12 protein-coding genes are annotated in these 19,201 nt (G+C 42.6%); 10 read left to right on the top strand and 2 right to left on the bottom strand.

Annotated elements, in window-relative coordinates:
* Positions 1-160 precede the first annotated feature (160 nt).
* The 9 genes from ABJD64_RS21515 (at position 161) to ABJD64_RS21475 (ending at position 15,146) form a co-directional block, all read left to right on the top strand.
* Positions 161-3,364: a SusC/RagA family TonB-linked outer membrane protein gene (locus ABJD64_RS21515; protein WP_348176510.1), complete on the top strand. Its 3,204-nt coding sequence runs from the start codon at positions 161-163 to the stop codon at positions 3,362-3,364.
* Between the two features lie 11 nt (positions 3,365-3,375).
* Positions 3,376-4,956, top strand: a complete 1,581-nt coding sequence (locus ABJD64_RS21510; protein WP_348176508.1) for a SusD/RagB family nutrient-binding outer membrane lipoprotein — start codon at positions 3,376-3,378, stop codon at positions 4,954-4,956.
* 83 nt (positions 4,957-5,039) lie between these two features.
* A complete protein-coding gene (locus tag ABJD64_RS21505) occupies positions 5,040-6,371 on the top strand; it encodes an aryl-sulfate sulfotransferase (RefSeq protein ID WP_348176505.1) in 1,332 nt (443 codons plus the stop codon).
* Positions 6,368-7,558: a DUF5009 domain-containing protein gene (locus ABJD64_RS21500; protein ID WP_348176502.1), complete on the top strand. Its 1,191-nt coding sequence runs from the start codon at positions 6,368-6,370 to the stop codon at positions 7,556-7,558. Before ABJD64_RS21505 ends, ABJD64_RS21500 begins: the two co-directional genes overlap by 4 nt.
* A 9-nt stretch (positions 7,559-7,567) precedes the next feature.
* Complete coding sequence (locus ABJD64_RS21495; RefSeq protein ID WP_348176500.1) at positions 7,568-9,070, top strand: glycosyl hydrolase family 8; 1,503 nt, start codon at positions 7,568-7,570, stop codon at positions 9,068-9,070.
* Between the two features lie 383 nt (positions 9,071-9,453).
* A complete protein-coding gene (locus ABJD64_RS21490) occupies positions 9,454-10,920 on the top strand; it encodes an FAD-dependent oxidoreductase (protein WP_348176497.1) in 1,467 nt (488 codons plus the stop codon).
* A gap of 460 nt (positions 10,921-11,380) precedes the next feature.
* Positions 11,381-11,725 (top strand): PadR family transcriptional regulator, encoded by a 345-nt coding sequence (locus ABJD64_RS21485; RefSeq protein WP_348176642.1) that lies wholly within the window; start codon positions 11,381-11,383, stop codon positions 11,723-11,725.
* Between the two features lie 35 nt (positions 11,726-11,760).
* Entirely contained in the window at positions 11,761-14,355 is a 2,595-nt protein-coding gene (locus ABJD64_RS21480) for an FtsX-like permease family protein (protein WP_348176494.1), read from the top strand.
* An 83-nt stretch (positions 14,356-14,438) separates the two neighbouring features.
* Positions 14,439-15,146 carry a DUF2071 domain-containing protein gene (locus ABJD64_RS21475; protein ID WP_348176491.1) on the top strand — a complete coding sequence of 236 codons (708 nt, stop codon included), beginning with the start codon at positions 14,439-14,441 and terminating at the stop codon, positions 15,144-15,146.
* Between the two features lie 20 nt (positions 15,147-15,166).
* Here the strand turns inward: ABJD64_RS21475 and ABJD64_RS21470 are convergent, their stop codons facing one another.
* The gene (locus tag ABJD64_RS21470) at positions 15,167-16,717 is read right to left on the bottom strand and encodes a beta-N-acetylhexosaminidase (RefSeq protein WP_348176487.1); all 1,551 of its coding nucleotides are present in this window, start codon (positions 16,715-16,717) and stop codon (positions 15,167-15,169) included.
* A 192-nt stretch (positions 16,718-16,909) separates the two neighbouring features.
* On the opposite strand from ABJD64_RS21470, the gene ABJD64_RS21465 reads away from it, so the two are divergent.
* Positions 16,910-17,317: a DUF3052 family protein gene (locus ABJD64_RS21465; RefSeq protein WP_348176484.1), complete on the top strand. Its 408-nt coding sequence runs from the start codon at positions 16,910-16,912 to the stop codon at positions 17,315-17,317.
* On the opposite strand, the gene ABJD64_RS21460 is transcribed toward ABJD64_RS21465, so the two are convergent.
* Entirely contained in the window at positions 17,318-19,093 is a 1,776-nt protein-coding gene (locus ABJD64_RS21460) for a TIR domain-containing protein (RefSeq protein ID WP_348176481.1), read from the bottom strand.
* Positions 19,094-19,201 lie beyond the last annotated feature (108 nt).

Raw genomic sequence — 19,201 nt, 5'->3', positions numbered from 1 at the left:
AACCACTCTATTTGACTGTATACCTGGCAGTTACAACTCTTGTGTCCGGTGTTTGTCCAGGTGTTTGGGTTAAAACATGTGCTTTTTGTCCAGCCGTTTATTTTTCAATCCTATCCTTTAGTTGATTCCTTCGAAGCGAACAAATAAAAGAATAATTGCTATGAATAAACTTTACAAAGCACTACTAGCGTGTCTTTTGCTTTGTGTATCCGGACCATTGATTGGCCAGGATAACAAAGTAACGGGTACGGTGAAAAGCGCAGATGACAACAGCCCGCTAATCGGAGTGACCATATTGGGCAACTCTGGTTCAGGAACTGTATCTGATATCGATGGAAATTTCTCCATTATCGCTTTACCAGAGGAAACCCTGCAGTTTTCGTATATCGGATACGAATCTCAATCCGTTGTGGTAGGAAACAGGACAACCATAGACATGGTACTCTCTCCCGATTTGCAGCAGCTCCAGGAGATCGTGGTAACTGCCCTTGGAATTGAAAGAGAGAAGAAGGCATTGGGCTACTCAATCACCGAAGTGGGTAGCGAAAACATCTCGCGTAATGGTGAAATCAATGCCATCAATTCCCTGGCCGGAAAAGTGGCCGGAATCAATATTTCCACAACCACCGCCGGGCCTTCTGGCTCTTCGCGTGTGATCATTCGTGGAATTAGCGAAATCGATGGGAGTAATCAACCACTGTATGTAATTGATGGTGTACCTGTAGACAATGGCACACTTGGACAAGCCACTCAGAATGGCGGCTTCGACCTTGGGGATGGGCTCTCGGACATCAACCCTGACGACATCGAATCTATTTCCGTATTGAAAGGAGCGTCAGCAGCGGCCTTATATGGTTCCAGAGCACTCAACGGTGTGATTTTGGTCACGACCAAAAAAGGTTCTAAGGGCGGTAAAGGCTGGTCTGTGGATTTCAACAGTACCGTTACGCTGGACAAGATTTCTACGAAGCTGGACGAGCGTCAACAAATCTATGGACAAGGCTCCAACGGGGCATTGCCAGAGTCTATAGACAGGGCTCGAAACATCACCTCCTCCTGGGGGACACCTCTGGACCCATCACTCACCATTACACAAGTGGATGGTACGGACAGACCCTACGGACTTGTGGACAACAACATTCAGGATTTATTTGACACAGGAGTCACCTACAATCATACACTTGCACTCTCGGGCGGAAGCGAGGACGCCAATGTCCGATTGTCATTTACCGATATCGACAATTCCGACATTCTTCCAAACAGTAGTCTGGATCGTCAAAACGCAACACTAAGGGCCTATTCTAAATTGGGTAAATACGTGGAAGTAGATGGGAAACTATCCTACATCACCGAAACGGTAAATAACCGACCGGCACTAACAGACGAAGTCACCAACATCGGCAACGGCATCATTGGTCTGGCACCTAATTTCGATCAGGCCTGGCTGCAAACCTATAAAAATGACGATGGCAGCTACCTCGACTATACAGGCAACATCTATCGTGCGAATCCTTACTGGACAATTAACGAGACAAGCAATAGCAGTAAGAAAGATCGGCTTTTAGGTTTCGGTTCTGTAAAGGTGAATTTTACTAATTGGCTTTCATTGAAAGTGCGAAGTGGTGTCGATTACTTCACTTTCCAACATCACGAATTTTATAACCAATCTACACCGACGAAAGACGGTGGGCAGATGGTGGATTTGACCACAACGCTGAAAGAAACCAACAACGATTTCTTATTAACTGCTAATAGGGATTTGTCAGAAGACTTCGGTATGAGCTTGAGTGCAGGAGGAAACCTCATGCATAGCACCTCAGATTCCAAAAGAATCGATGGATCAGAAATTATCATTGCTGGTGTAGATGGGCTGAACAATTTTCAGAATATCATAGTGACACCAGGTGGAGCGGAAAAGAAGGTCAACTCGGTCTATGGGTTTGCCAATTTCTCATTTAAGGAGTTTTTATACCTGGATATCACGGGTCGAAATGATTGGTTCTCAACCTTGCCTGCAAAGAACCGGTCTCAATTCTACCCTTCTGTCTCGACTAGTTTCATTCTTTCTGACGCTGTAGACCTGGGATTGAATGCTTTAAGCTTTTTCAAAATCAGGGCATCCTATGCAGAAGTTGGCGGCGATGCTGATCCTTATCAGCTCACCAACACTTATTCATTGACAGGTTTGTCCCATTTGGGCATCCCTCTTGCTGAAATTTCAGGTAATCAAATCAGCAATCCGGACTTAAGACCTGAGCGAACCAAATCCATAGAGTTGGGTACCGATATTCGTTTTTTTGAGGGAAGAATCGGCTTAGATTTCGCCTATTACACACAAACAACAGATGATCTGATTTTTAATGCTCCGGTCGGAGAGACTACCGGTTATCGATCTGCCATTGTGAACTCAGGACAACTGAAAAATACAGGTGTGGAATTACTTTTGACGACTACACCGCTCAAATTTTCAAATGGGTTGCAATGGGATCTGTCACTCAACTTTGCAAAAAATAAAACCACGGTAGAATCTCTGCATCCTGACATTCCTGTAATCACTATTGCAGATGCGCGCTGGGCCGGAGTGAAAATAATTGCCGAAGAAGGCTCTGAATTTGGCCTGATTACCGGAAGAGGATTCCTGCGTGACGACAATGGTGAGATCGTTCATGGTGCTGACGGTATGCCAAGATTGACTGAAGATCCTATCGAATTGGGTTCAACTTTACCGGACTGGACGGCAGGTGCGATCAGTACCATTTCCTTCAAAGGATTGTCACTCAAAGCCGCCTTCGATGTACGAATGGGTGGAGACATCTTTGCTGTTACCAACATGACCATGTATGGGTCTGGTGCGCATCCTGAAACACTTGAAGGTCGAGAAGGCTGGAATGACTATGCGCAACGCAATCGTGATGCCCTGGATGCCTGGGAAGCCGGTGGTAATGATCCGGCAGATTTTGTAAACCTTCCAATAGACGGTGGCTATATCGGCCATGGTGTAAAAGAGACCGATGATTCTACAGAAGAAGACCCGCAATATGAGGCCAATGATCAACTGGTCAATCCTGCCGACTATTGGAACTTTGTATCCAGCAACGTGCCGGAAAAATTTGTGTATGATGCGAGCTACATCAAGTTGAGAGATTTGTCGCTGGCATATAGTCTGCCACGCGCGATCCTGGATAAAACCCCTTTCACAAATGTGAGATTAGCTGTAGTGGGCCGGAATCTCTGGACGATCTATAAAAACGTGCCGAACATCGACCCTGAATCCACCTACAACAATGGCAATGGCCAGGGGTTGGAATACGGATCATTGCCAACGAGAAGGCACTTTGGTTTTAGTCTTAATGTATCATTCTAAAAACAGCAATCATGAAATCAATTAATAAATATATTTTCCTTCTTTTTATCATCAGTTGGTCTTGTACCGATGATTTTGACGAGATCAATACGAACCCCAATGCCTATAATGACCTGGATCCCAGCTTTCAGCTGGCCAAAGTTCAACTGGACCTTTCTGGTAGACGCGAAGAGACCTGGCGATATGACCTGGGGATTACTTCCTCTATGATTCAGCATTTTAGCGGCTCGTGGTGGTGCCAGCATGGTGCGCAATACCGAGTGGTAGAACAAAGTCATTGGTATTCACTTTGGGAAGAGTCCTATCCTCGTGATGCCAAAAACATCCAGAGTATCATTGATATAACCTCCGGTGACCCTACTAAAGTTAATATCAACTCGGCGGCAAGAATCATGAAGGTATTGATCTATTCTAAGATAACAGACTTGTATGGAGACATACCTTATACGCAGGCCGTCAAGGGATTTACTGATGGTATTCTGACACCAGCCTACGACCAGCAAGCAGATATCTATGCAGATTTTTTCAAAGAGCTGGAAGAGGCCGTAGCAGCCTTTGATGACAATCAGGAAACCATGTCAAGTGATTTATTCTTCAGCGGCGATTTAGACAAATGGAGAAGGTTCGGAAACTCATTACGTCTAAGACTCGGTTTTAGATTGACGAAAGTCGATATCACCGAAGCAGAAACACAGGTACGTGCAGCTATAGCTGGTGGATTGATGCAAAGTAATGATGATAACGCCATCATGCTACACAGTGATTTCTCATACACTTCGACTGAGAATAGAGGAAACGGCAGGTCTCAGGTATTTAACGCCTCTGACAATTCCGAAGGGTTTAGGCTAACGAATACTCTGGTGGATTACCTAAAAGGAACCGGAGATCCAAGACTGAGCGTTTATGGCGGAACATATACGGCTCCAAAAGGAGCGGCTGGTAGACTCGACGTATCGGAGCACTTACAGGAAGGGATCGTGCATGGTGCTTTGTGGTGGAACCTTTGGTCGGATTACGGAGATCTCTATGACTCAGATGCTAACTATGTGGCTTACATTCCTCACATCAACAAATACATGCAACCCAGTGACTATGTGACGGCTAATGACGCTCCGTACTTTCACCTGACTTATGCAGAAGTAGAGATGTTTCTTACTGAAGCTGCGGCCAGAGGCTGGACTACTGATGCTGCCACACATTGGGCAAACGGCGTTCGTGCGGGCATGCAGCACGTGGCACTTTATCCAGGCTCACCTGCAATTACTGATACTCAAATCACTGATTTTCTTACCGCCAATCCATTACCTGCTGCTGTTGCTGATCAGATTCGGGTGGCCAACGAGCAGCTATGGGTGATCTACTACCTCAATGGAACGGAGGCATATGCAAACTATCGTCGATCAGGCTATCCTGAGTTGGTACCATTCACCAACGTCGAATGGTACTATAGCGGCACTGATGGGGTCATGCCCAGAAGGTTCTTCTACCCGGAGTTTGAAGCGCAGAATAATCCTGTAAACTATGCAGATGCTATCAGTAGAATTGGAGGCTCAAACAATATATTAACACCGGTTTGGTGGGATGTACAATAATGCTTATTCATAGACTTAGAAGGGTCTTGTAGTAGATTTTAGCATATTCTTTACGGACCTTTCTTTGTTTTTCTATCCTATACATGAATAAAAGATTACTAGAAGTAGTATTGGGAATTTACCTGCTCGCTTCATGCTCAGAAAGTGAAATAATATCATGGCCTGAGATTGAAGCGGTGCAGGTAAATATTCGCGAATCTATCGGCAAAACCGCTAAAATTGAGCTATCACTCAGCAGGCCTAATGACGTCTCTATTGACTTTTGGCCGGAAGATGATTTATCTTCTCTTCAAACCATTGAATCAAAATCTACAGGTAAGTCAACTGCAAATGTCGTACTCACCAACCTCAGCGAAAACAAGATTTACAACTATGCCATTAGATTGGAGCCGGAGTCAGATATCGATCAGACACACATCAGACATTTTCAAACCAAAGCCCGTCCAGACGCCGTTGGTCTCTTTTATGAGGAAAAGGAAAATGCAATCGACTCAGAGTTGGATGGTCATTTTCTCTTTCATAAAACCGGACATCCGTCAGTCATCTTAATAGTAGATGGTAAAGGTCAAGTAGTTTGGTATCGAACTTCTCCTAATAGGATTAAGGTGGCCAACCTTACACATAGAAATACCATAATCAGCATTGAAAGCACCAGCGATCAGGACTTTTCGGATGGAGACCGGATCTTAGAAACCAATCTGGCGGGTGATACACTATTGCTCTTAATCTATGGTGAAAATGATTTTAACAAAATACCGCATCATGACCTATTTCTGAATGAAGAGAATCAGGTGGTTTTTCTTACCCAGGAAATTCAAGGCGAAATAAGCGGAGACGGCATCCTGGCTCTCGATAGAGCTGGCAATAAAGTTTGGGAATGGTCGTCCTTCTCTGAGTTTACAAATCCTGATATTTCTACCTATAGTCAGCCTTGGGCAAATTCTATCATCGAGCAGGGAGACTACTACTATGTTTCATTTCGGGCTTTATCCCAAATCTGGAAAATTCATAAGGTTACTGGGAAAGTAGATTGGAAACTCGGAAAAGGTGGTGATTTCGAGCTGACCGCCGAAACAGAATTTTTGTTTCAGCACTTTGCCCATTTCACGTCCGAAAACGAATTGCTGCTATTTGATAATGGAGCCGTGGAAAATCGACCTTATTCGCGTATCTTGTCTCTAAGTTTGACGGATCAGAGTCAAACCCTCTCACCCAAAACCAATATTCAATTGCCAGCGGCATACTTCTCTCCTTTTATGGGAAGTGTCCAACAATTGAATACAAAAGAATTCTTAGTCTGTAGCGCTACCAATGGCACCATTCTCAATATGAATGACGCTGGGCAAATCAATTGGAAATTGACCGCAATGGACAGAATTTATCGCTGTGCTTATATTGAAAATATTTTTAAATGACAATTAAAGAAAATCTGTACAACGGCCGCATCTTATCCATAGATGCATTTAGAGGCATCACCATTTTGGTCATGATATTTGTGAATGAACTATCCGGCGTGTCTAACATACCGCAGTGGATGAAACACATGCCGGCCGACGCTGACGCCATGACCTTTGTTGATCTGGTCTTTCCTGCCTTCCTATTTATCGTAGGTATGTCCGTACCCTTTGCATTCAACGCGCGTCTCGCCAAAGGAGACCCTCCACTGATTATTTGGAAGCATACGCTAAAACGGTCCGTAGCCTTGATTGTCATGGGACTGTTCATGGTCAATGCCGAATACGGATACAATGAAGCCCAAATGTTTATCTCACCGGCCTTGTGGGCATTTTTTGCCTACGCACTGCCGATTCCGATTTGGAACAAGTACAGCAAAGAGTTTCCCCCACTGTGGAAGAATGTTTTACAATATGGCGGAATGCTCGGTTTTGTTGCTCTCTATTTTTTATACATCCAAGAAAACGGTACAATGGGCATGACAGAGAAATGGTGGGGCATTCTCGGGCTCATCGGCTGGGCATATTTATTTACCGTGGTGTATTACTGGTTCACCAATGGCCATTTGAAAGCCATGATTGCCCTTTTCTTCATATGTGTTTTAGCCAATTCCCTGAACCTCACCGAAGGACTCGCCCTTCGCGAAATGGGGTGGTTCAGCTTTGTGGCAGGACACCTCACCCATGCCACTCTCGTGAGCGCCGGAGTCATTATCTCACTGCTGCTTTTTGATGGACAGAATAAAATCGCCATTAACTGGAAAGTGATTGGTTTTGGTCTCCTTTTCTTCTTAATGGGCTATCTGCTCAGGCCCTATTACGAAGTGTCCAAAATCAGGGGTACGCCTTCATGGTGCTTGTATTCTGCAGGCCTCTGTACCTTTATATACTATGGCCTCTTTTGGCTAATGGAAGTTAAGAAACGAACGCAATGGAGTGACTTTTTTATGCCTGCAGCAGCGAACCCCTTGCTGATTTATATTCTACCGGGAATCATTATCTATTTCAATAAAGCTATCGGGCTTAAGGTGGTTCCGGCCTATTTCAATAGTGGACTGCCGGGAATTTTGTGGTGTGCCATATTTTCGATCATCATGCTCTATCTCATGAAGGTCTTCAACAAACTCAATATCCGGTTGCACTTGTAGGGTAATACGATGAGATACAAAACCTTTACCATAATCACTCTGTATTGGGGGATAACGGGCATGCTATGTGCACAGCCACCAAATTATCCTTTTCCGAACCATACCACCTATGCGGGTGATTACATGCAACCCAATCAATACACTCAGGAAGAATTGGATCAGCACACCGCTTCTTTTTATGAAGAATGGAGAGATTCTTACCTAGCGAATGATTGCAACCCTGAGGAGTATTATATCAAATATAGATCCGACGCGAATACGGTATCCGAAGCGCACGGTTATGGCATGATGATCATGGTCTATATGGCGGGGTATGATGACAACGCTCAGCTATACTTTGATGGACTGTACAAATACTATCAGTCTCACCCGAGTCAGGTAAATCACCATTTGATGGACTGGCAACAAATCACCTGCAATGATCTTGTCAGTTCTGGTGATGGTTCTGCGACTGATGGAGATTTGGACATCGCTTTTGCGCTCCTTCTTGCACATGCACAATGGGGAAATGGCGGTGCAATAGATTATTTAGATCAGGCTAAGCTTATATTGGATGCCATTCTGAAGTACGAAATCAATCCGATATCACATTCGATATTGCTTGGAGACTGGAGTACAGCAACGAACAGTCAATATTACTTCGGTACACGAACTTCAGATTTTTTAATCGATCACTTCAGAACGTTTGTCTGCTACTCAAATGAAAAGGCCTGGACCAAGGTCATGAATACCTGTTTTAGTATAATCTCAGAGATACAGGAGAAACATAGTTCATCCACCGGCCTACTCCCCGACTTTGTCATCGATGTAAATCAAAACCCCAGTCCGGCAACAGCAGGTTTTCTAGAGGGTGACTACGATGGTCATTATTATTATAATGCCTGTAGAGACCCCTGGCGATTAGGCACTGACTATTTGGTCAGTGGAGACCTCAGGTCCCGAAAGGCCGTTCTGAAAATAAACGATTGGCTGCGTACCAGTACTGGAGGAGCTATAAATAAAATCTCCAACGGATATCTACTTGACGGTACACCGATCTACACCTGGAACGACGCTACTTTTACAGCTCCGTTTGCCGTAGGTGCGATGCTAGGAAACGATCAGCAGTGGCTCAATAATTTGTACGATGAGGTTTATCAAAACAACGGTATAGGTCGCGGAGATTACTATTCCCATACCATCAGTTTATTGAGTAGAATGACACTATCAGGAAACTATTGGATACCAGGATGTAATATAAGTGTGCTGAGTAAAGACTCTCCGGCAAACTCCAATTTCACCATTTCCCCGGTTCCCTTCACAGACAGTATCTATTTGAGATGGTCCAGTAAGAAAAATTTCAAATCTGCTTATGCGAGCATTTATTTCATTGATGGCAAGCTCCTTCAGAACATTTCGGTTTCTTCGCCCTTCCAGCAAATCCATATGACCAGTCTAAAAGCTGGCACCTATCTGTTGATTGTATACGCTTCTTCAGAGTGGTTTGAAATTCATAAACTGCAAAAGTTGTAGACCCGCCTTCGAATTCGGGATAACCGATTTATTCTTAAAATAACGTAATGGTCATACAGAGATGAATGGTAGTTATTATCTTGCCGTCGAAAAATGGGAGTCTAAGCCCATTTATCATGCCTTTTAATGCCGTTGCCTTCGGGTAATGGCATTTTTATTTACCTCCCAGAATCTAATCGAAGACCGGTCTATATAGAGTTTCGTTTTGACTTTTCAAATACCAATTCTCATAAACTAAATCGATTGTACGAATCGCATTTTCTTCCTTATGCTCACCTATTGTACACCTGTCAAATTGGGTTTTCATTATACCGGTCAGCTATCTTTCACACAAGAAATTTGACATTTCTCACGGAATATTATACACAAACAAAAATTCAATTATGTCATCAAAATCATCTAGAAGAGAGTTTTTGAAGCTTGGTGGCCTGGCTTCCTTGGGCATGCTGACATTTCCAGAAACTTCATTCGCCGCACCATTAGCATCGACAAAAAAAGCTAAAAACAAGAAGAGAATAACTATTGTTGGCGCAGGGTTGGCCGGACTGAGTGCTGCCTACCATTTGTCACAGGCAGGTCATGAAATTACCGTACTTGAAGCTCAGATGGCTCCCGGAGGACGAGTCCGCACCATTCGCGCACCGTTCGCTGAGGACTTTTACGCAGAAGCAGGAGCAGCCAGGTTTCCTAAAACACATGATTTAACCATGCATTTTATTAAAGAATTTGGTCTTGAGGTGGTTCCCTTTTACCCTACGTCCGGAAACTTGACTACCTACGCGGGAGGATCACACTTATACAACACTTACAATGAAAGGCGTGACATTAAGAAGGTTGGACTTCCACTTAAGCAAGCCGAAAGACAATTAGGTGAAAATGGGCTGTTCAACAAATATGTACGTCCGACCTTAGAAAAAATTGATGATCCCTCTCAGGTCAATTGGATGAATGCAGAAAGACGTGAACTCGATCAAATAAGCTGGACCGATTTCCTACAAAAAAAAGGCATGTCAGATGCAGCTATTAAGTTTTTTAATATCGGTGCGATCAATGTTGAAGACGGGAAAGAGGTGTCTGCTTTATGGTTGCTACGTGATATGCTTTCAGGAGGTAAAAAATATAAGATCAAAGGCGGAAATGACCAACTCCCGAGAGCTTTTGCAAAAAGTCTTGGCCCAAAAATCCTATACGGTTGTCCAATAAACAGAATAGAGCAATCGGAAAAAGGCATTAGCGCTTTCTATAGAAATGAAACGGGAGAGCATAGCGTAGAGGGAGACTATTTGGTTCTTGCCATACCCTTTTCAGTAGCAAAAAAAATTGAAATCACCCCTGCACTATCTTCTAAAAAAAATGAATTAATCAATAACTTGCAGCACGCCTCGGCCTCACGCGTCACCTTGCAATTTAAGCGTCGAAGCTGGGAATCTAATGGCCTCAATGGTTTTGCTACTTCGGATGACCCGCTTCAGGTATGGCACCCTACCTTTGATCAAAGTGGTGACAGGGGCATTCTTCAAGCCTATATCAGATTGTCTCTTTCCAGAGAGTTAGCTCAAAAGGAAGAGCAGCAAAGAGTACAGTTCGTGCTAAGTAAAATGGAAAGGATATTCCCAGGAGTTGCACAGCATTTTGAAGGGGGCTTTGTGAAATGCTGGGATGAAGATCGTTGGGCCCAGGGAGCAGCGGCAGTTCATGCGCCAGGCCAGTTGACGGATATCTCTAATGAATTTGACAAACCTGATGGAAGGATCTATTTTGCCGGCGACCATCTTTCACCCTGGCCAGCATGGATGCAGGGAGCAATTTATTCCGGAATCAAAGTGTCCGAAAAAATAAATATTGCCTGATTTATAGAGCATGGAACATTATGTTCCATGCTCAAAATTATCATTATGATGTATCAGTGGCATAGAGATTACCTAACTAAACTGGGCTCAATCCCTAAGATTGAGATTCTTCGTTACCAATGATAAGCAGCCTAAAGCACATATTGATTAATCGCCATAACTACACAAAGAACCATATAAGTGTAATCGTTTACGGTAAAGCCAGTCTTTCTGACCTTTACTAATAATCTTATTGTTGCTACCATTCTTCTTTTAGTTTTATTGTAAATAGCAAATGCGAGCATAGCGCAAAATTCCACCTATCACTTATTGGAATTCTATTACCACCTAAAAAGGTATAACTGGGCAAAGAGATTCGCATTCATCTTTAACATCCATCTGAATCCTGGCGTATTTCATTTTATACTAGATTGTAGAACAAAAAAATCTTAACTTCGTATTTGTTCTACAATCTAGTATTATTATGGAAACACGTTTAGGAGAATTCGAAGAAGTCATTTTATTGTTGGTTGGCATTTTAGGTGAACAGGCTTATGCCTTCAACATTGCGCATGAGTTTGAATCACAGACCAAGAAATCAGTTGCCATCGGTGCTGTCCACTCTACCCTGAGTCGCTTAGCCGAAAAGGGATTTCTGACCTCGATCATGGGTGGAGCCACAGCTGAACGAGGGGGTCGTCGAAAAAGGATTTATTCCATTACCGCTCAGGGCGAGCAAGTGCTGTCTAATGCCCGCGAACTTAGGCTTTCACTTTGGAACCAATACCCGAAATTTTCAGAGGGGAGTCTCAGTTTTCATATTTAATCTCAATGGAAGCCCATTCGCCAAATCCTCCGAAATTGGCATCAAAGCTTTTGCGCCTGATGCTCAAAAAGGACCTTTTTGAAGAGGTATCAGGGGATTTGTATGAACAATTCATTTTCACACTCGAGGCCAACAACTCAAAAAAAGCAAAACTCAACTATTGGTATCAGGTCCTGCACTACATGCGACCTTTCGCCCTTAGAAAATCAAAGTCAAAACACTCAAACCATACTATCATGTTAAGAAGTTATTTACTCATTGCATTCAGAAACCTGACCAAACACAGGTTTCACAACAGTCTAAACATCCTCAGTCTGGCCATCGGTTTTTCAGCCTGTCTGGCCATTTACTTATTCATTGAAGACGAAAAGTCTTTTGACCAACATTCCAAAAAAGACAATCTATACCGACTCTGCGAGGTGCAGAGTTTTCCCGGTACTAAGGTTCAAAATGTAGCATTGTCAATGCCCGGTATGGGCCCAACCCTCATTACGGACTTTCCGGAAGTAGAAAATTATACCCGAATCTGGCGTCAGGGCAAACGCATTTGGAAGAAAGACGCATTGCCCTACCCGGTGGATGAGGTCATGGCCGTGGATAGTACCTTTTTAGAAATGTTCGATTTTCAACTGATTGCAGGCGATCATAAGTCTGTATTGGACGAACCGTATAGTATTCTGGTAACTGAAAAGGTGGCCAATAACATATTTGGCCACTCCAATGTAATCGGAGAAACTTTGGAAATGGATGAAGATCTTTTCAAGATCACGGGTGTGCTCGCAAATCTACCTGAGAACTCTCATTTACAGTTCAATATTCTGATTTCCATCACCTCTATTACTTCGGAAGATTCCGATTTCAACAAAAAATGGGGCAGTAACTTTCTGACCACCTATCTTCAACTTTCACCTCAAGCTGATTTAGCCAATATGGCTGAAAGGTACCCTGAATACTTAAACAAAAACTCAGGTATAGAAGATATCAACGATTATTATGAGCTATTCCTTCAATCCCTTAACGACGTTCATCTTGGGTCGACGGATATTGAGCACGACTATCTGAATTATCGCAAGTTTAATGGCGATTATCTAAATGTATTCTCCCTAGTCGGACTTTTCATTCTTATCATTGCCTCAGTCAATTTCATGAATCTAACCATAGCCAGAGCAGGAACTCGTCTCAAAGAAGTCGGCGTTAGAAAGTCTATCGGAGCCAACAAAAAGCAATTATTCTGGCAATTTATTGTGGAGTCAATTATGATGACTTCCTGCGCATTCATACTCTCATTACTTATTGGCTGGGTGGGATTAGATCTACTCAATCAACTCATTGACCGACAACTGTCACTAATAAGTATCCTAACCAATGAAACGGCAATAATGGCTATGTTTGGTGTGGTGGTACTACTGGGTGTGCTCACCGGTCTTTATCCTTCATTTTATATGGCAGCATTTAATCCAGCGGCCATTCTACGCGGAGGTGAAAAAAAAGAAGGAAAATCTATATTCAGAAGTACACTAATCATCACACAATTTAGTTTGGCCATAGCCATGATTGTAGCTACACTTGTCGTTCTGGATCAGCTCAATTTCATGAAAAGTAAGGACATAGGATTCAATAAGAATCATATCCTACTTGTAGATATGGATAAAACGGCCAACGAAAAATATGACATACTGAAGCAACGGTTGTTGGAAAATAGTAATATTTTGGGTGTAACAGCGTCTGGACAACGTATCGGTAACAACTTTCACCAATGGGGTGCTAAAATAGAAAGTGATAGTGGAATCGTAAACTTCACCCCTTCTGCTGTGAACGTACACTTTGACTACCTGGATGTATATGACATCGATATAGTTGCTGGCAGAAACTTTGATAAGGCTCGTCAGTCAGATGATGGTTTAGCTTTTGTCATTAACGAAGCATTTGCCAAAGAAATAGGGACACCAGATCCTATAGGCATGCAAATGGGCCACTCCTGGTACCCGGATGATTCTTTAGGACTCATTATCGGTATGACCAAAGATTTTAATTTCAACTCTCTACATCATCGGGTGAACACCCTGGCTCTCGTTATTCATACCGACTGGAACTATAGTGAGCTGTCTATCAAACTCAATGGAAACAACCTTCAGACAGGACTTAACCATTTGGAACAAATCTGGACCGAAATGATTCCGGATTATCCTTTGGAGTACTCATTTCTTGAAGATCACATGAACGGCTTATATAAAAGTGATAGACAAATGGGCGCAGTCATCTCTATTATTGCAGTGCTGAGTATCTTCATTGGAGGCATGGGCCTTTTTGGCCTATCAGCCCTCACTACTGAGCGACGTATGAAAGAGATTGGAGTAAGAAAAGTCCTCGGTGCAAGTATCAGTGAGTTGTTCATCACATTATCGAAGCACTTCAGTATTCTAATTATGGTTTCATTTGGCATAGCTGCACCTATTACCTACATGCTTTTATCTCAATGGTTGGAAAATTTCGCCTTTCGCGTAGATTTAAACTTAGCTATGTTCGGTATCGCAGGTCTTTCTGCGCTCATCATCGCTTTGATTACCATCAGTTATCATATCATCAAAGCGGCAAGAATTAATCCCATTGAGTCTCTGAGGTATGAGTAGCCAATTTGAATTTTAAAATATAAACCCGTCTTTTCGCCTTTTGAGAAGACGGGTTTTTCTATTTTAGTTAAAAACCGAATCATATGAGTTTTCTTAAGGCCGAATGGCGAAAATTAGCAATTGCCAACTATCAGGTAGAGTTGGAGGTCTTGAAAAAATATGTCCCACCAAATACAGAGCTTGATCTTTGGAATGGCACTTGTTATGTAAGTCTTGTTGGATTTATGTTTCTCAACACAAGATTACTTGGGGTACCTATACCCTTTCATAGAAATTTTGAAGAGGTCAATCTTCGTTTTTACGTTCGACACAGACATGGGAATGAATGGAGAAGAGGGGTTGTTTTTATTAAGGAAATTGTTCCAAAACCCGCACTGACCTTTGTTGCCAACACGATTTATAAAGAGCACTATCAAACCATGAAAATGTCTCACGTATGGCTTAAAGAGAATGAATTTCAAACCGTTGGTTACCAGTGGTGGCAGGATGAAAAGGAAAATTCTTTCTTGGTCAATGCCCTGTTAGAGACTGAAAATATTGAACCTGGTTCTGAAACAGAATTCATAACCGAACATTATTGGGGTTATACCAAAGCGGGCAATTCCTCCTCTTTCGAGTATGAAGTCACCCACCCCAGATGGAAGTCTTATCCTGTCAAGGACTACCAAATCAATGTTGATTTTGAGTCCGTATATGGCGAAGACTTCAAGGATCTCATTGGCCAAAGGCCTATCTCCGTTATGTTAGCCGAAGGCTCAGAAATAACGGTTGAAAACAAAAACCGAATCTAAAAACCACTGATTCAACTCCTTTATGGATTGGTATGTGTCTCTGACTTGCGCCACTCCACCAAAGGCGATCGGTAAAAATTGATTTCATTGGCATCGAGCCGAATGGCGTGGTTCGCGAGGCGATCTTTATATGTTGACCACACCCTTGTCGACTGCGGAGACCATCCGATTTCTGCATAGCCAAGAAGTCTTGGAAAGATCATGTACTCAATGTCCTTCATATTTTCAACCGTTTCAGTCCATAGCGGGGCCTCAATCCCCAAAATTGCCTCAGTTGGTATTTCAGCGTTAACAGTATCGGGATTCCAATTGTACCCATGATCGACTTCTATGAGTGAAGCCCAGGCCAGTCCGATACGAGTGGTACTGTCGTACTTCATATCCAAATAAGCGCGTTTGGCGGGAGATAGTAAGACTTTATTGCCATTCTTTGCTGCTTTTGTTGCGTTGCCTGCGCTATTCCATTGCTGAACAATAGTACTGCTTTCGATGTTGGCCTGTGCAATTTCATCCCAGCCAATCATGGTTTTACCGTATTTGCTGACAATCTTTTGGACACGATTGATAAAGTAGATATAATCTTCCTTTTCTGTCACGTGTGATTCGTCTCCACCAATATGAATATACTCACCCGGCGTCATCGAGGCCAGTTCTTGGATCACTGCCTCGACAAACTCATAGGTGCTTTCTTTATCTGTACATAAGGTGCTAAAACCAACTTCGGTTCCCCTGTATAGCTCTCCTGGCTTTCCATTACAGTTGAGTTCCGGATAGGAGGCCAAAGCGGCCTGAGTATGGCCCGGCATATCGATTTCAGGTACAATCGTAATAAATCGATCCGCCGCATATTGAACGATCTCCCGGTATTGTTCCTGAGTGTAATAGCCACCCGAACCTTCTCCTACCTCTGATGTCGAACCAATGGCTGTGAGTTCCGGTTTAGCCTTGATTTCAATACGCCAACCCTGATCATCAGTCAAATGTAGATGCAAGGTGTTCATTTTATAGACAGCTAAAAAGTCGATGTAACGCTTGACCTCTTCCACTCCAAAAAAATGCCTCGACACATCGAGCATGGAACCCCGGTATGAATAACGGGGATAATCTTTGATCACTCCTGTGGCAATTTCCGTTTCTTCAGTTAGATCCACTGGAATCAGTTGTAGCAAGGTTTGTACTCCATTGAAAACTCCTTGTGGCTTATAAGCCGAAATAGTAATTAAATCTTCTTCAATGCGTAAATGATAGCCCTCGTCTCCCAATATTGAATCTGCCGCATTCAATGACAACAAGATACCCTCATCTCCCTCCGACTCGGACACCTTCAATCCACTCTGCATCTTTGATAAATAATTGGCGACGGAACTTAATCTACCATCAGAAATGCTAACAATTATATTATTGTCTATCAAAAAACTACCTCCAGAGGCCGTAATTTTGACTGGATGAGGAATAATGGTGTGGTCTGCCAGATTCGTTACTTGTTTCTGTTCACAGCCCGGTCCTATGCACAAACCCATAAGTATCAGGGCGTAAAAAGCATAGGAGAACTTCGATTCTAAATTCAACATTTGATTCGTTTTTAATTAATAAGAAATTAGAACTAGAAGTTTTGGGAGTGGGTCCTAGACAGAAAGAATCCAATGGAATCTTAAAAGTTTTGGAGCATAAATATCGCTTTTATAAATCATTTATGATAAATATTTATGACATTTATATGAGAAAATCCTTTTCCTTTTTTCTATTTAACTAATCCAACCCCTATGACAGCTGGCTACTCTGCAACACCGTTGGCCAAAAAACTTGGCATTAAGACTAATTTCAAGCTGTATTTACTAGATGCTCCAAAGCACTATTTCAAGCTGTTTTCTGACTGGCCAGCTCATACGGAAATGATAGAAAAACCCACCAATGAATCTGTAAATTTCGTACATGCATTTTGCAAGACAACAAGTGATTTGAATCATGCAGCCACTTATATTAAAGTTCTAAAAAAAGATGGTTTGATTTGGATCAGTTGGCCTAAGGTTTCTTCCAATATTCAAACTGATCTCAAGCGCGATACAATTCGAGAGTTTTTCTTGGAGGCCGGCTTGGTCGATGTGAAAGTGGCCGCAATAGATGAAGACTGGAGTGGTTTGAAATTCGTGTATAGACTAAAAGACCGATAGTTATTTAATCTCCCAAAGCTTCGCCGTACGATCACTAGACCCAGTAAGTACTTTGGATCCATCAGGCATAAATGCCACATCATTAATTTGTCCTTTATGCTTAGTAAACTTCTGGAGTACCTTACCATTTATAGACCAGAGTATAGCAGTATGATCTGCAGACCCTGTCAATATTTTTGTTCCGTCGGGTGAAAATGCAACTGAATTAACCGCCTTGGTATGTCCTCTGAGTTTTTTGTTTTTTCTATCCTTGAGCCTCCAAACCCTGGCTGTTTTGTCCTTTGAACCTGTGACAATAAATTTCCCATTTGGTGAGTACGCCACAGAAGTCACCCAGTTCACATGACCGGAAATCTCCGCTATCATATTGCCTTTGAGGTCCCACATTCGAGCAGTGTGATCATTCGATGCGGTTAGGATAGATTTACCATTAGGTGCGAAAGCCACAGCATTCACCCACTCCGTATGCCCCACAAAGTCTTGCACAAAAGTACCATCCAGCTTATACAACCGCGCCGTCTTATCAAATGAGGCAGTTACTACATATTGCCCATCAGGTGAAAAAGCAACATCGCTGACATGAAAGGTATGACCGTTAAATTCACCAATCATTTTTCCGTTGATATCATAAAGCTTGGCAGTTTTATCCCAAGATCCAGTGAGCATTCTATTGCCATTAGGTGAAATAGCGACTGTTGTTAGCCAATCTTCATGACCTTTGAGTTCTTCGATCAAGTTGCCATTGATATCCCAAAGCCATGCGGTATTGTCCCAACCTTTGGTGAGTATTCTTCTTCCATTGGGGTTCACAGCAATACTGAGTACCTCCTTAGGTGCAGCAAAATCCCGTAGCAAATAGCTTTTTTCTATTGGCTTCGCTTTAGGTACAACAACCTTCTTGGTGCGCCTTGCAATTATTTTTTCAGCCTCATTCGCGAATTCCCCGTTGGGGAAAATTCGAAGATAAACGCTGTAACTAACTACACTATTTTCCTCGCTGGCCTCTTGCCAGGCTTCCTCATCTTTGAGCTCATTTATCCTTTCGAAAGCTAGGCCTTTATATTTTCCCTTAGGGTTTTCTTGTATGTAAGCCTCCAATACTGCTACTGAATTGGCAATAAGCGCTTTTTCCCAACTCTCTGCTTCCCGGATGCTGTCTAATTTGAATGACGCTGTTCTAATAAATTTTCCTTCCGGATAAAATTTGAGATACTCCTGATAACCGTCCGCTTCATTCTGAATTAGGTACGCTTCCCAATCACGAGATTCTTGTGTTTTATTCCTTTGCAAGATGGATAAAATGAAAGTAGTCCATACTACCAACAACATAACCGATACAAAGGCAACAAGACCTTTAAAAAATTTAGAGGTAACTCGTTCGGGAGGGTGCCCGATCAAGTTATAGATATCCCGTAGTAGAATTCGAACGGTTTTGTCTGCCGTATCCCCGTTCCAATGCGATAAGTTAGTGTATTCAGGTGTTGGTATGGCGTGCTCTTTGTGTATATCATCATAGACCAGAGATACCAGGTTCTTCTTCTTCAGTCCAAATTCAGCATGCTCTAAGATCAATTCATTATCGATAGAACGAGGAGACCACAACACGATGATACAATGCGCTCTTCTAAGTGCTGACTGGATTTGGTTGTCAAAATGTTCGTCGTCGGCAATTGCAGACTCCCACCAGGTTGACCAGCCAAATTCTTCTAGCGCCTCAGCGAGTTGTCTTGCTCTGCGTTTGTCCTCAGGTATGTAGCTAATGAATACTTCGCTCAATGTCCCAATGTTGAATTTTAGAATTGAATATAAATATTAATTGGGATAATTACTGAGTAATTTAATACCTGAGCATAAAACAAGTAAATAATATGTAATATCTTTTCT

The organism is Reichenbachiella sp., from assembly GCF_039944555.1.
Lineage (GTDB): Bacteria > Bacteroidota > Bacteroidia > Cytophagales > Cyclobacteriaceae > Reichenbachiella.
The sequence above is the reverse complement of the archived record's forward strand: the minus strand, read 5'-3'. Positions and strand labels throughout refer to the sequence as shown.